The sequence below is a fragment of the Streptomyces sp. TLI_171 genome (genome assembly GCF_003610255.1).
GTDB lineage: Bacteria > Actinomycetota > Actinomycetes > Streptomycetales > Streptomycetaceae > Kitasatospora.
In genome coordinates this window covers 2,522,228-2,536,359 of sequence record NZ_RAPS01000001.1, presented here as the reverse complement: position 1 = coordinate 2,536,359, position 14,132 = coordinate 2,522,228, and the positions used below count along the sequence as shown (strand labels likewise).

Below are 14,132 nucleotides of genomic sequence, written 5' to 3'. Positions count from 1 at the left end.
TCTGCTACGCAGCGAAGGGCTTTGCCGAGGCTTTTCACCAACTCCCCGTGCCCGCTCCGTCTCACAGGGTGGGATCGTGGCGGTGCTCACTGCGTGCGCCCGGCCGACCTTGTTACAGTTGGCGACATCATGCGTATCCGGCTGCTTCTTCTTAGCTGCCGCGGCGAGGGCCTGTAGTCCAGTGAAGGCCGGCCCCCTCGCCGCGGGGAGTCGTGTTGCGCCCAGCGTGATCTGATGCGGCGCACTCAGTCGGCCGAGTTCGGGTGTTTCTCCTCCCCCGACCGCAGACCGCCTTCGACAACGGAAGCCGAGAGCCTCACCATGACCGAACAGTCCTCCGTCGCCCGCGCGTTCGTCGACCGCCCCACCCCGATCACCGCCGCCACCGTGCAGCAGAAGCCCTCGGGGATGCCCTTCCAGCGCTACGTACCGTTCGGCACCGTGGACCTGCCGGACCGCACCTGGCCCAGCAAGGTGATCACCCAGGCCCCGCGCTGGCTGTCCACCGACCTGCGCGACGGCAACCAGGCACTGATCGACCCGATGTCGCCGGCCCGCAAGCGCAAGATGTTCGACCTGCTGGTGAAGATGGGCTACAAGGAGATCGAGGTCGGCTTCCCCTCCTCCGGCGCCACCGACTTCAACTTCGTCCGCTCGCTGATCGAAGAGGGCGCGATCCCCGAGGACGTGACCATCTCGGTGCTGACCCAGGCCCGCGAGGACCTGATCGAGCGCACCGTCGAGTCGCTGCGCGGCGCGCCCCGGGCCACCGTCCACCTGTACAACGCCACCTCGCCGCTGTTCCGCCGAGTGGTGTTCAAGGCCGGCAAGGACGAGATCAAGGCCATCGCGGTGGACGGCACCCGACTGGTGATGGAGTACGCCGAGAAGATCCTGGGCGACGACACCGTCTTCGGCTACGAGTACTCGCCGGAGATCTTCATCGACACCGAGCTGGACTTCGCCCTGGAGGTCTGCGAAGGGGTGATGGACGTCTGGCAGCCCGGCGAGGGCCGCGAGATCATCCTGAACCTGCCGACCACCGTCGAGCGGTCCACCCCCAACGTCTACGCCGACAAGATCGAGTGGATGTCGCGCAACCTGACGCGCCGCCAGTTCGTCTGCCTGTCCACCCACCCGCACAACGACCGCGGCACCGGCGTCGCCTCCGCCGAACTGGCCGTGATGGCCGGCGCCGACCGCGTCGAGGGCTGCCTGTTCGGCCAGGGCGAGCGCACCGGCAACCTGGACCTGGTCAACGTCGGGATGAACCTGTTCTCCCAGGGCGTCGACCCGATGATCGACTTCTCCGACATCGACGAGATCCGCCGCACCGCCGAGTACTGCAACCAGATGCCGGTGGCCGAGCGCCACCCCTACGCCGGCGACCTGGTCTTCACCTCCTTCTCCGGCTCGCACCAGGACGCCATCAAGAAGGGCTTCGACGCCCTGGAGGCGGACGCCGCCGCCGCGGGCGTCCCGGTCGGCGAGCACACCTGGGGCGTGCCCTACCTGCCGATCGACCCCAAGGACGTCGGCCGCAGCTACGAGGCGGTCATCCGGGTCAACAGCCAGTCCGGCAAGGGCGGCATCGCGTACGTGCTGAAGAACGACCACAAGCTGGACCTGCCGCGCCGGATGCAGATCGAGTTCTCGAAGATCATCCAGGCCAAGACCGACGCCGAGGGCGGCGAGGTCACCCCCGGCGACATCTGGGCGGTCTTCCAGGACGAGTACCTGCCCGTGCCGGCCAACCCGTGGGGCCGGATCTCGCTGAGCGGCTCCCGCAGCCTGACCACCGAGGACGGCCGCGACGCGCTGACCACCGAGGCGGTCGTCGACGGCGCCCCCGTCACCCTGACCGGCACCGGCAACGGCCCGGTCTCCGCCTTCGTCAACGCGCTGGCCTCGATCGGCGTGGACATCCGCGTCCTGGACTACGCCGAGCACGCGCTGAGCGAGGGCGGTGACGCGCAGGCCGCCGCGTACGTCGAGTGCGCCGTCGGCGACAAGGTGCTGTGGGGCGTCGGCATCGACTCCAACACCGTGCTGGCCTCGCTGAAGGCCCTGGTCAGCGCCGTCAACCGGGCCTCGCAGCGCGGCTGACACCACCCGGAAGCACCGAGGGGACCCACTGCGCGGCGGGTCCCCTCCGCGTGTGGCCCCCGTCACAAATTTTCGCTCCGGCACCCGTTCGGGGTGCTGACACGAGCCGGTAACCGTGGCAACATCGACGGACCGGAACCGCGGTCGGTGGGACGACTTCGGCGTCCGGTCGCGTGACCTGCCCATTGATGTGCAGGCCGCCTGCCATGTCTGGGGAGTGGCGCCGTGACAGGGTTGTGGGGTGTTCGCCCTCGGTGGCGGACGGATGTCCTCGGTGAATTCTTCTGCCCGGGCTGCGGTGGGGACCGCAACTACCGCCGGCAGCACGGCCGGCGGTGGCTGCGGTTGCTCGGAACCCCGGTCCTGCCGCTCGGCGGCGTGGCCCGCAGCGTCCAGTGCACCTCCTGCCGCGGCCGCTACGGCACCGACGCCCTGGAGCAGTTGACCTCGGTCCGGCTCGGCGCGATGCTCCGCGACGCCCAGTACACCATCGCCCTGGCCACCCTCGCCGCCGGCGGCACCGGCAGCCGCACCGGACGCGAGACCGCCTGCGCGGTCATCAAGGAAGCCGGCTTCGAGGACTGCGGCGAGGCCCAGGTGCTGGCCGCGCTCGCCGCGCTCTCCGGGCACAGCGGCGGCGAACCCCTCGACGTGGACGTCGAGGGCGGCGGCCTCGCCGTCGAACTCCACGCCGCCCTCGAACCGCTCGCCCCGCACCTCGCCGTCCAGGGCCGCGAACGACTGCTCACCCTGGGCGCCCTGGTCGCCCTCGCCGACGGCCGCTACCTCCCGCAGGAGCGGGCCGCGCTCGGCGTGGTCGGCCGCTGCCTCAAGCTCACCGCCCCGCAGGTCGACCGGCTGCTGGAGGCCGCCACCCGCGCCCCGCACTGACCGCCGGACGCACCCCGAGCCGGGCCCGAACTCCCCCCTCCCGGGCCCGCCGTGACCCGCACCGCACGGGTGAAAGCCCCCACAACCCCGGTGCGGGCTCTCGGCTGGGCAGCTCCGGTCGTCCAGTCGTCGTCCCGTCGTCGGCGCGTCCGGTCGTCGGCGTCCGGTCGTCGGTGCGTCCTGTCGTCGGTGGGACTGTCCTCGGTGGGACTGTCCGAGGGGTGCGGGACAATGGCTTCACCATGAGTCTCTTCCGCGACGACGGCATCGTGCTGCGCACCCAGAAGCTCGGCGAGGCCGACCGGATCATCACCTTCCTCACCCGCCAGCACGGCAAGGTGCGGGCGGTGGCCCGGGGCGTGCGCCGGACCAAGTCGAAGTTCGGCGCGCGCCTCGAACCGTTCTCGCACGTGGACATCCAGTTCTTCAGCCGCGGCAGCGACCTGGTCGGCCGCACCCTGCCGCTGTGCACCCAGGTGGAGACCATCGCCCCCTACGGCGCCCGGATCGTCGACGACTACGCCCGCTACACCGCCGGCACCGCCATGCTGGAGACCGCCGAACGCTTCGCCGAGAACGAGGGCCAACCCGCCGTCCAGCAGTACCTGTTGCTGGTCGGCGGCCTGCGCACGCTCGCCGCCGGCACCCACCAGTCGCACCTGGTGCTGGACGCCTTCCTGCTGCGCTCGCTCGCCGTCAACGGCTACGGCGCGAGCTTCACCGACTGCGCCCGCTGCGGACTGCCCGGCCCCAACCGCTTCTTCTCACTGCAGGCCGGCGGCGTCCTGTGCGGCGACTGCCGGGTACCCGGAAGTGCCGTACCCTCCCCTGAGACACTGGTACTGCTCGGCGCGCTGCTCTCCGGAGACTGGCCGACGGCCGACGGCTGCGAGCCGCGGTACTGGCGCGAGGGCAGCGGGCTGGTGGCCGCCTACCTGCAGTGGCACCTGGAGCGGGGCATCCGCTCGATGAGATACGTGGAGAAGTGAGCATGGTCGCGCGACGGCTGTTCGGCAGCAAGCGGACGTACGAGCCCCCGGCCCCGCACCCCAGCGGTGCCCGGCCGCCGAAGATCCCGAGCGAGCTGGTCCCCAACCACGTCGCCTGCGTCATGGACGGCAACGGCCGCTGGGCCAAGGAGCGCGGCCTGCCCCGCACCGAGGGCCACAAGGTCGGCGAGGGCGTGGTCCTCGACGTGCTGCGCGGCTGCCTGGAGGTCGGCGTCAAGAACCTGTCGCTGTACGCCTTCTCCACCGAGAACTGGAAGCGCTCCCCGGAGGAAGTGAAGTTCCTGATGAACTTCAACCGGGACGTGATCCGCCGCCGCCGCGACGAGATGGACGCCATGGGCATCCGGATCCGCTGGGTCGGCCGGATGCCGAAGATGTGGAAGAGCGTCGTCCAGGAACTCCAGGTCGCCCAGGAGCAGACCAAGAACAACGACGCCATGACGCTGTACTTCTGCGTCAACTACGGCGGCCGGGCCGAGATCGCCGACGCCGCGCTGGCCATCGCCCGCGACGTCGCCGCCGGGAAGCTCAACCCGGAGAAGGTCAACGAGAAGCTGTTCGCCAAGTACCTCTACTACCCGGACATGCCGGACGTGGACCTGTTCCTGCGCCCCAGCGGCGAGCAGCGCACGTCCAACTTCCTGGCGTGGCAGTCCGCGTACGCCGAGCTGGTGTTCCAGGACGTGCTCTGGCCCGACTTCGACCGCCGCGACCTGTGGCGCGCCGTCGAACAGTACGCGCGCCGCGACCGCCGCTTCGGCGGGGCCGTCCCCAACTCCGTCCAGCACGACGCGGCCGACGCCGAGGTCCCGACGCAGCGCTGAGAACCCGCGGTGCTGCGCGAGGGCCGGAGTTGCGTGAGTGCCGGGGTGGCGTGAGTGCCGGGGGTTGCGCGAGGGCCCGGATCGGACGGTTCCGATCCGGGCCCTGCTGCGCGTTCGGTGCCTCCTGCGTCTGCTGTCGTCCGCTACGCCTGCTGCTTGGCGGCGCAGTCCCCGCAGGTGCCGAAGATCTCCAGGGTGTGCGCGATGTCGCTGAACCCGTGCTCGGCGGCGACCGCGTTGGCCCAGCGCTCGACCGCCGGACCCTCGACCTCGACGGTCGCCCCGCAGTGCCGGCACACCAGGTGGTGGTGGTGCCCGCTGCTGCACCGGCGGTACACCGCCTCGCCCTCGGCGGTGCGCAGCACGTCCACCTCACCGGCCTCGGCGAGGGACTGCAGCGTCCGGTAGACGGTGGTCAGGCCGACCGAGTCGCCCCGGTGCTTGAGCATGTCGTGCAGTTCCTGCGCGCTGCGGAAGTCCTCGATTTCGTCCAGGACCGCCGAGACGGCGGTGCGCTGCCGAGTCGATCGCGCGCGCGGCGACGGGCCTGCGGTGGTCACCGTGGGTCCTCCTGCTGATCGGGTGGTTTCGCACATCATTGTGCCAGCCCCCGACTTGACAGCGACTCCCCCTGCGACGCCGACCCGGCCGCCACCGGCCGGTTCGCCTCCCCGGACGCCGCCTCCCGGGCCTCCGGCAGCACCACGTCGCACACCACCGGTCCGTGCTCCACCGAGGCTCGGTGCCGTCGCGCGGCCAGCGGCGCGGCGATCGCACTGAACACGGCGAAGGCCAGGATGGCCAGGATCACGATGGTCGGGCCCGGCGGCAGGTCGGCCTGGTACGAGGTGCCGACGCCGAGCACCGCCGCGACCACGCCCACGCCCACCGCGGCCGCCTGAGTGGCTGCGAACGAACGGGTCAGCTGCTGGGCCGCCGCGACCGGGACCACCATCAGGGCACTGACCAGCAGCAGGCCGACCACCCGCATGGCGACGGTCACCGTGACCGCGGCCATCACCGCGAGCAGCAGGTTGAGCACCCGCACCGGGAGGCCCGTCACCCGGGCGAACTCCTCGTCCTGGCAGACCGCGAACAGCTGCCGCCGCAGGCCCGCGGTGACCGCGACGACGACCGTGGCCAGGCCGCCGATCACCGCCAGGTCGCCGGGGGAGACGGTCAGGATGGAGCCCCACAGGTAGCTCTCCAGGCTGCCCGATCCGGCCTGGCTGCTCATCGAGACCAGCAGCTTGCCGCCGGCCATGCCGCCGTAGAACAGCATCGCCAGCGCGATGTCGCCGCGCTGGTTGCCGCGCGAGCGGACCAGTTCCATCACGACGGCGCCGAGGACGCAGACCAGCACCGCCATCCAGATCGGGTTCGCCTGGAACAGGAAGCCCAGGCCGACACCGGTCAGCGCGACGTGCCCGATGCCGTCGCCCATCAGCGCCTGGCGGCGCTGGACCAGGTAGATGCCGACCGAGGGCGCGGTGAGGCCGACCAGCACGGCGGCGATGAACGCCCGCTGCATGAAGTCGGGTTGGAACATCTCGATCATGCCAGCAGCCCCTGGGTGGTGCGGTGGTGGTGGTCGTCCGCGTGCGGGTGGACGTGGTCGTGGCCGGGCAGCGCGTGCTGGCCGACACCGCGGGGCGGCGGCCCGTCGTGCGCCACGCAGCCGTCGCGCAGCACCACGGCCCGGTCGATCAGCGGCTCCAGCGGCCCGAGTTCGTGCAGCACCAGGAGCACCGCGCAGCCGCGCTCCACCTCGGTCCGGAGGATGTCGGCGAGCACCTGCTGGCTGTCGACGTCCACGCCGGCCATCGGCTCGTCCATGATCAGCAGGTCGGGCTGTCCGACCAGGGCGCGGGCGATCAGCACCCGCTGGTGCTGCCCGCCGGACAGGTTGGCCACGCCGTCGCCGGCCCGGTCCAGCATGCCGACGGCGCTCAACGCCCGGTCCACCGCGGCGCGGTCCTTGCGGCGGAACGGCAGCAGCCCGTGCTGCGGCAGCCGCCCGGTGGAGACCACCTCGCGGACCGTGGCCGGCACCCCGCCGGCCGCGGTGGTGCGCTGCGGCACGTACCCGATCCGGTGCCAGGCCCGGAACTTGCGGTACGGCTGGCCGAACAGCTCCAGGCTGCCCTGCTCCAGCGGCACCGCGCCGATCACGCTCTTCACGGTGGTGGACTTGCCGGACCCGTTGGCGCCCAGCAGGGCCACCACCTCGCCGGGCCGGACGGTGAGGTCGACGCCGCGCAGCACCGGCCGCCCGCCCACGTCGGCGACCGCGCCGCGGAGCCCGACGACCGCCGTACCGGCGCCCGCGCGGGCGGGTGGAGTGACTGTGCTCATGATGGTTCCTCGCTCGGTTCGGCCGGTGCGCGGGCGGGTGTCCGGTGCGCGTGCGGGTGTTCAGCTGGCGCCGAGGGCGGTGCGCAGGTTGGTCAGGTTCTGCCGCATGACGGAGAAGTAGTCGTTCTTGTCCGGCTCCTTGATCCCCTCCAGGGGGTCGAGCACGGCGGTCTTCAGTCCCAGGTCGCCCGCCACGGTGTTGGCCAGCTTGGGGCTCACCAGGGACTCGAAGAACACGGTGGTGACGCCGTTCTCCTTGGCGGCGCGCTGGATCGCGGCCAGCCGGGACGGGGTGGGCTCGGCCTCCGGGTCGACCCCGTTGATGGCGATCTGCTCCAGCCCGTAGTGGTCGGCCAGGTAGCCGAAGGCGGCGTGGCTGGTGACGAAGGTCCGGGTCCCGACGTTCTGCAGGCCGGCCCGGAACTCCTGGTCCAGGGCGGTGAGTCGGGTCACCAGGGCGTCGGTGTTGCGCTGGTAGTCGGCGGCGTTCGCCGGGTCCGCGGCGGCGAGCTCGGCGCCCACGCTCCTGGCCACCGCGGTGTACCGGGCGGGGTCCAGCCAGATGTGCGGGTCGCCGGTGGCGGCGCTGTGCTCGTGGTCGTGCTCGCCGTCCGCGCCCTTGCTCTCGCCCTCCCCGTCGCCCTCGTCGAGGTGGTGGTCCACCAGGGGGGAGGCGGCGGTGGCGTCCACCAGGTGCTTGGAGTGGGACTGGGCGACGGCCTGATCCACGGTCGGCTGCAGGCCCTTGAGGTAGATCACCGCGTCGGCCCGCTGCACCGCCGCGACCTGCTTGGCCGTCAGCTCCAGGTCGTGGGGCTCGACCCCGGCGGCGGTCAGGTCGGTCACCTTGACGTGCTCCCCGCCGATCTGCCGGGCCAGGAACTCCATCGGGTAGAAGGACGCCACCACGTCCAGCTTTCCGCCGCTCTTGTCGGCGGCGCTGCTGATCCCGCCGCAGGCGGAGAGCAGCAGGGAGCCGGCAACGGCCGTGGCGGCGAAGGCTATCGAGGTCGACAGGCGGCTCAACTTCATGACAACCATTCTCATCTTATCTGGAAATGATTGTCAACTTGCCTTTCGGGGGGCGCGCCCGGCCGTGCGGCCCGCCGCACCGTACGGGTACCGGCCCTTCACCGTGCGATCTCCAACACGCCGGAGAACGCACGGGAGTTCACTCCCGGTACAGCCTTCCCGGGGCCCTCCCGTGCAACTATCGAGTTGAACCCCGCCCCTGCATCCCCGGTACCCTGAGTTATTCGGGCGCGCGCAACCAGCCGCGTCCTGACCGTGCCGTCGTACTGAAGAGAGCACTGTGGCCGCCGACAAGATCGACACGATCGTCAGCCTGAGCAAGCGCCGTGGCTTCGTCTACCCCTGCAGCGAGATCTACGGCGGTACTCGTGCCGCCTGGGACTACGGTCCGCTGGGTGTCGAGCTCAAGGAGAACATCAAGCGCCAGTGGTGGCGCGCGATGGTCACCGCTCGGGAGGACGTCGTCGGTATCGACTCCTCGGTGATCCTCGCCCGCGAGGTCTGGGAGGCCTCCGGCCACGTGGCCACCTTCAACGACCCGCTGACCGAGTGCCTCTCCTGTCACAAGCGCTTCCGCGCCGACCACCTGGAAGAGGCGTACGAGGCCAAGCACGGCAAGCTGCCCGCCAACGGCCTCGCCGACATCAACTGCCCGAACTGCGGCAACAAGGGCGCCTTCACGGAGCCCAAGGAGTTCTCGGGCATGTTGAAGACGCACCTCGGCGTCACCGAGGACGTGAGCGGGCTGGCCTACCTGCGCCCCGAGACCGCGCAGGGCATCTTCACCAACTTCCGCGCGGTGCAGACCACCACGCGCAAGAAGCCGCCGTTCGGCATCGCCCAGGTCGGCAAGAGCTTCCGCAACGAGATCACCCCCGGCAACTTCATCTTCCGCACCCGCGAGTTCGAGCAGATGGAGATGGAGTTCTTCGTCAAGCCGGGCGAGGACGAGACCTGGCACGAGTACTGGCTCGAGCAGCGCTGGAACTGGTACGTCGACCTCGGCATGCGGACCGAGAACATGCGCTTCTTCGAGCACCCCAAGGAGAAGCTGTCCCACTACGCCAAGCGCACGGTGGACATCGAGTACCGCTTCAACTTCGGCGGCAGCGAGTTCTCCGAGCTGGAGGGCGTGGCCAACCGCACCGACTACGACCTGACGGTGCACAGCGAGGCCTCCGGCCAGGACCTCAAGTACTTCGACCAGGACGCGAACGAGCGGTACTTCCCGTACGTCATCGAGCCCGCGGCCGGCCTCAACCGCGCCATGCTGGCCTTCCTGCTCGACGCCTACTTCGAGGACGAGGCGCCGAACGCCAAGGGCGTCATGGAGAAGCGCGTCGGCATGCGGCTCGACCCGCGCCTCGCCCCGGTGAAGGTCGCGGTGCTCCCGCTGTCCCGCAACGCCGACCTCTCCCCGAAGGCCCGCGGCCTCGCCGCTGACCTGCGTTCCGCCTGGAACGTCGAGTTCGACGACGCCGGTGCGATCGGCAAGCGATACCGCCGCCAGGACGAGATCGGCACCCCGTTCTGCGTCACCGTCGACTTCGACACCCTCGAGGACAACGCGGTGACCGTCCGCGACCGCGACACCATGGCGCAGGAGCGCGTGTCCCTCGACCAGGTGAAGTCCTACCTGGGCGCCCGCCTGATCGGCTGCTGACCGGGCGACCGGCTCCGCAGCTCTGCTGCCACGCATTTCTCGTTCGGCCGGTGGGCCCTCCCGAGGTACGGGAGGGCCCACCGGCCGTTTCGGATGCGTTCGCGTGCGTTCGGGTTCGTGCGCGCAGATGCGGTCGTCGTTGCGGTCGCGGTTGCGGGTGGCGTTCAGGGGCGGACCGGGCGCCCGTGCCGGTTGGGCTTCAGCGGCGTTGGCGGTACCGCGAACGCGGCCGGGGGGTCGGCTCGGTGCGCAGCCCGGCGGAGCGGAGCGCCGCGAAGGCGCTGCGGGCGGGGCTCTCGGCCAGGTCGTCCACGGCGAACAGCAGTGCGTCGTACAGGGCGGCCTGCCCGCGGATCGCGGCGGCGAACTGGCCGATGTCGCTCGCCGAACGAATCCGCACCAGCTCGTTGATCAGCTCGACGGCCGAGTCCTCGCTCAGCGCGGCCGCGATCGCGGCGACCTCCGGAGTCTGCCGCCCGGCCGCCTGCCGGAGCAGGTGACGCACGTCGCCGGAACGCCCCGCCGCGCGCAAGTGCTGTGTCAGCTCGGCGAGTTCGGCCGCCGGCGCGGAGGCCCGCTCCCACAGCAGCGTCTGGCCGTCGGCGGACTGCCCCGACTGCTCGAGTGCGGCCAACAGGGCGGGGAGCGCTTCCGAGTTCACCGCCCACAGGGTGTGGAACAGGTCGGCGGCCTCATCCACCAGGCCCACGCGGCGCAGTTCCGCCAGCGTGGCCGCCGCGTGCTCCGGTGCGCCGGAGGCGACCGATCGGCACAGGTAGGTGGAGGATCCGGCCGGGCCCTCCGCCTGCAGCAGTGTCGCCAGCCGGACCAGGTCCGAGGGCGTGATCATCAGGGAGGCCTGGCCCACGAGGGCCGCGGACTCGTGCACCGCACCCCCGCGGTGCAGGTCCGCGATCCGCTGGACCAGTGCCACCAACTCCGCTTCCGTCCTCGGCTGCCGGCGGTCGGCCGGTCCCGCGACGGTCCGGCTGGTGTTGCGGTTCGCCAGGTCGTCAGGGGTCGGACCGGTGCCACTCGTTCGGCCCCACGAGGTGCCCGATGGCCCGTTCGCGGCGGCGTCAGGCGCGTTGGCGCGCCCGCCGCTCCGTTGTTGCGCCTGAGCGCCGTCGGCCGCACCGCGGAGGTCACCGTGCTTGGCGGCCCGGGAAGGCCGTCCTGCGCTGAAGCGCGCACCGCGCGGCGGCGCGGCGGCGGTGGCTGCGTCGGCCTGGACGGCGTTCGCTGCGGCGCCCCATGCTTCGGCCTGATCTTGTGACGGCCCGTCAAATCCGCTGCCGCGATCCGGACTTGCCGATCCGCCGCGAGCTCCGCCGAAGCGGGCACCGGTCGGGCGTGGCCGCTGTGGGGGCACCAGTGGACCACCCGGCTGCGGGCTTCCTGCGGGAGCGTCCACGCGGTATGCGCCTCCCGTACCGGCTGTTCCGCCCGTATCGGCTGTTCCGCCCGTACCGGCTGTGCCGCGGCCGGCGAGCCGTCCGGCCAGCATCCGGTCCTCGGCGGCGAGCAGCCGGTCGCTCAGTTCCCGGCAGCGCGCTCCGAGGCCCTCGCGAAGGTTCTGGGCCTGGGCGAGCTGCCGGAGGAGTTCGGGGTCGGGCTGTCGCGGTGGGCGCCCGTAGGCGGGGGCGTGGTCGGGTTCGCGTCCGGCCCCCAGTACTTCGGCGAGCCGGCGTTCGCGTTGCGCGGCGAACTGCCGCGCTCTGAGCAGTTCGTCCAGCTCGGCTCTGAGCGATTGGACGTCGGCCGAATCCGGCCCCAGATCTCGCACGGTCATCGCGGCCCGCCCCGACCTTCTCCGTGGAGGCCGCCCTGCCGGCCCCCGAACACAACGACTGGAGGTCATCCTGGCGTTGCTGTACGGCGGCCACGTTACGGGAGCAAGTCTTAACGTTTTCGAGATGGGAATGCGAGTGGCCGGTGAGGTGCAGGAGGCCGGCAGGTTCTGTGTCGGCACGTCAATTTCGGCCCGATCCACCATAGTTGTGGCGCGGGGCGGCCCAGGGCGAACCGCTTCCAGATGTCAGCCCGTCAGTTGCGCTCGGGCTTCCATCAGGGCGAAGCCGAGCAGGTTCAGCCCGGGCCACTGAGCGGGCGAGTTCGCCCGCTCGTCGTCGGCAGCCAGTCCAATGCCCCAGATCCGGTCGAGCGGGCTGGCCTCGACCAGGACGCGCCCGCCGGTGCGGACCAGGTAGGCGCGCAGCCGGTCGTCCTGACCGAACTTGGCGACGCTGCCCGCCACCACCAGGTCGAACCGCTGTGCCGTCCACCGGGCGTCGTCGAACCCCCGGACCAAGCGCCCCAGCTTCTTCGCCTCGGCGGGCGTCCGCGATTGGAGGATGCGGGGCAGGATCTCCTCGTCGCCGAACAGTCGCGCCTTTCCGGCCATCATCCAGTGCTCGGCGGTGCGGTACTGCACTCCGTCGACGGTGAACGGTGACGGCCACCACTGGCTGAGGGCGCCGGCGCCGATCTGTCCGTCCCGCTGCGGCCGGTGGCCCCAGAAGTGCAGGTACTTCGGGCGCACCCCGGACGCGACCGCGGCCACCAGCTCCTCGCGGGTGCGCGTCTCGCCCGGAACGATGGTCGAGTTCTCCGTCATGTCGCCATCCTCGCACCGGCCCCGGCGCTCCGGCCTGCCCTTTTTCGGCGGGAGGTGGTCGGCCGGCCGAGGGTCGGCCGGTCCGCGTCCGCGTCCGGGCCGTGGTCGTCCTGTGGGCTGAGCTGCTGTCATCCGACCGATCGCGGCAGCCGGATGCTCAACCAGCAGATGACCAGGGAACCGACCGCCTGGATGCCGAGGACCAGAGCCAGCGCGTTCGCCATTCCCAGTGCGGGGACCAGGCCGAGGAAGAGGGTGCCCAAGGTCGCCACACCCAGGGCCAGGCTGGACTGTTGCGTGGTCGCCAGCACCCCGCTGCCCACGCCGGCCCGGTCGGCGGGAACTCGGGAGAGCACCACCCGGAACAGCGGCATGCCCACCATGCCCTGTCCGATGCCGGCGAGTGCGACGCCGGGCAGCATCCGCAGGGGTGAGAAGTGCTGCCAGTCGCCCAGGGCGGTGGCCATCAGGGCGAGCAGGCCGACGCCCTGGACCGCCGCGCCGGCGGTGATGACCCGGCTGCCGAACCGGCTGACCAGCCGAGGTCCGGCCAGTGAGGCGGCGAAGTAGCCGACCGCCATCGGGACCAGCGCCCAACCCGCGGCGATCGGACCCTTGTGCAGGCCGTCCTGCAGCATCAGGGCAACGACGAACATGAAGCCGCCGAAACCGGTGAAGTAGGGCACGGCCACCCCGAGGCCGCGCCGCATCTCGGGAATTCGCAGCAGCGAGAGCGGGACGAGGGGTGCTCGCCCTTCACGCTCGGCCCGCCGTTCCACCGTCACGAACGCGGCGGCGAGGACGGGGAACGCGGTCAGGGACGCCCAGGTCCAAGCCGGCCAGCCGACGGCCCGGCCCTCCATCAACGGGACGAAGAGGGCCAGCAGCGCTGCGGAGAGAAGCAGGGTGCCGGGCAGGTCCACCCCGGGGGCCCGCTCGGCCCGGCTCTCCGGGACGTGACGCGCCGCCATGACCGCGGTGAGCAGCGCGAAGGGGACGTTCAGCAGGAAGACGGCGCGCCAGCCGCTGCCGAAGAGGTCCGCCGAGACCAGGAGGCCGCCGAGGACCTGGCCGATCACCACCGAGATGCCGCCGACCGCACCGTAGATGCCGAGGGCCCGGGCGCGCTGCTGACCGCTGGTGGTGGCGGTGATGGTGGCGAGGACCTGGGGGAGCAGCAGGGCCGCGGAGGCACCCTGGGCGACCCTGGCGGCGACCAGGGTCCAGGCGGTGGGGGCAACACCGCAGGCGAGCGAGGTGAGGGAGAAGGCGATGGCTCCGGCGATGAAGAGCCGTCGCCGGCCGAGGGCGTCGCCCAGTCGTCCGCCCAGGACGAGCAGGACGGCGAAGGCGATGCCGTAGCCCGCCGCGACGAGTTCGAGGACGGCGGGACCGGCGACCAGATCGTGGTCGATGGTCGGCAGCGCGACGTTCACTATGAAGAAGTCAAGCATCGGGAGGAAGGCGCCCAGGAGGACGGTGATCAGGCCGGCGGCGCCCAGTTCGGGCGCCGCGGACCGGACCGGCGGCGAGATCTGCGGAAGGACTGTCTGCTGAGTCACGAGTACTACGATGCGGCTCCTCTCAACCTGGTACCAGGCGGTGTTTATCCAGGTATAAGGAGTACCTGGAAA

At 71.3% G+C, this 14,132-nt stretch carries 12 protein-coding genes; 5 read left to right on the top strand and 7 right to left on the bottom strand.

All coding sequences use genetic code 11. The annotated features are described in order from the left end of the window. Nucleotides 1-321: 321 nt before the first annotated feature. The 4 genes from leuA to BX266_RS11485 all read left to right on the top strand — a co-directional run bounded on the left by leuA (nucleotide 322) and on the right by BX266_RS11485 (nucleotide 4,831). Nucleotides 322-2,106, top strand: a complete 1,785-nt coding sequence (gene leuA, locus BX266_RS11500) for a 2-isopropylmalate synthase (protein WP_099899073.1) — start codon at nucleotides 322-324, stop codon at nucleotides 2,104-2,106. A 225-nt stretch (nucleotides 2,107-2,331) separates the two neighbouring features. Further along, a complete protein-coding gene (locus BX266_RS11495) occupies nucleotides 2,332-2,997 on the top strand; it encodes a hypothetical protein (RefSeq protein WP_099899071.1) in 666 nt (221 codons plus the stop codon). A gap of 242 nt (nucleotides 2,998-3,239) precedes the next feature. After that, nucleotides 3,240-3,986 carry a DNA repair protein RecO gene (gene recO, locus BX266_RS11490; protein WP_099899069.1) on the top strand — a complete coding sequence of 249 codons (747 nt, stop codon included), beginning with the start codon at nucleotides 3,240-3,242 and terminating at the stop codon, nucleotides 3,984-3,986. 2 nt (nucleotides 3,987-3,988) lie between these two features. After that, nucleotides 3,989-4,831, top strand: a complete 843-nt coding sequence (locus tag BX266_RS11485; RefSeq protein WP_099899067.1) for an isoprenyl transferase — start codon at nucleotides 3,989-3,991, stop codon at nucleotides 4,829-4,831. A gap of 143 nt (nucleotides 4,832-4,974) precedes the next feature. Here the strand turns inward: BX266_RS11485 and BX266_RS11480 are convergent, their stop codons facing one another. Genes BX266_RS11480 through BX266_RS11465 form a run of 4 tightly spaced genes read right to left on the bottom strand, consistent with a single transcriptional unit; the run spans nucleotide 4,975 to nucleotide 8,218 of the window. Continuing rightward, nucleotides 4,975-5,391, bottom strand: a complete 417-nt coding sequence (locus tag BX266_RS11480; RefSeq protein WP_099899065.1) for a Fur family transcriptional regulator — start codon at nucleotides 5,389-5,391, stop codon at nucleotides 4,975-4,977. Nucleotides 5,392-5,426: 35 nt separating this feature from the next. Beyond that, nucleotides 5,427-6,389: a metal ABC transporter permease gene (locus BX266_RS11475; RefSeq protein WP_099899063.1), complete on the bottom strand. Its 963-nt coding sequence runs from the start codon at nucleotides 6,387-6,389 to the stop codon at nucleotides 5,427-5,429. After that, on the bottom strand, nucleotides 6,386-7,186 hold the full coding sequence (locus BX266_RS11470) for a metal ABC transporter ATP-binding protein (protein ID WP_099899061.1): 801 nt from the start codon (nucleotides 7,184-7,186) through the stop codon (nucleotides 6,386-6,388). Before BX266_RS11470 ends, BX266_RS11475 begins: the two co-directional genes overlap by 4 nt. A gap of 60 nt (nucleotides 7,187-7,246) precedes the next feature. Continuing rightward, the gene (locus tag BX266_RS11465) at nucleotides 7,247-8,218 is read right to left on the bottom strand and encodes a metal ABC transporter substrate-binding protein (RefSeq protein WP_099899059.1); all 972 of its coding nucleotides are present in this window, start codon (nucleotides 8,216-8,218) and stop codon (nucleotides 7,247-7,249) included. A gap of 280 nt (nucleotides 8,219-8,498) precedes the next feature. Here BX266_RS11465 and BX266_RS11460 point away from each other — a divergent pair, with 280 nt between their 5' ends. Further along, the gene (locus tag BX266_RS11460) at nucleotides 8,499-9,881 is read left to right on the top strand and encodes a glycine--tRNA ligase (protein WP_099899057.1); all 1,383 of its coding nucleotides are present in this window, start codon (nucleotides 8,499-8,501) and stop codon (nucleotides 9,879-9,881) included. Between the two features lie 199 nt (nucleotides 9,882-10,080). Here BX266_RS11460 and BX266_RS11455 read toward each other — a convergent pair whose 3' ends face one another. The 3 genes from BX266_RS11455 to BX266_RS11445 all read right to left on the bottom strand — a co-directional run bounded on the left by BX266_RS11455 (nucleotide 10,081) and on the right by BX266_RS11445 (nucleotide 14,060). Then, nucleotides 10,081-10,815: a hypothetical protein gene (locus tag BX266_RS11455; RefSeq protein ID WP_143686909.1), complete on the bottom strand. Its 735-nt coding sequence runs from the start codon at nucleotides 10,813-10,815 to the stop codon at nucleotides 10,081-10,083. Nucleotides 10,816-11,919: 1,104 nt separating this feature from the next. Continuing rightward, nucleotides 11,920-12,498, bottom strand: a complete 579-nt coding sequence (locus BX266_RS11450; protein ID WP_099899053.1) for an NADAR family protein — start codon at nucleotides 12,496-12,498, stop codon at nucleotides 11,920-11,922. Nucleotides 12,499-12,626: 128 nt separating this feature from the next. Continuing rightward, entirely contained in the window at nucleotides 12,627-14,060 is a 1,434-nt protein-coding gene (locus tag BX266_RS11445) for an MFS transporter (protein ID WP_259464656.1), read from the bottom strand. Nucleotides 14,061-14,132: the final 72 nt, after the last annotated feature.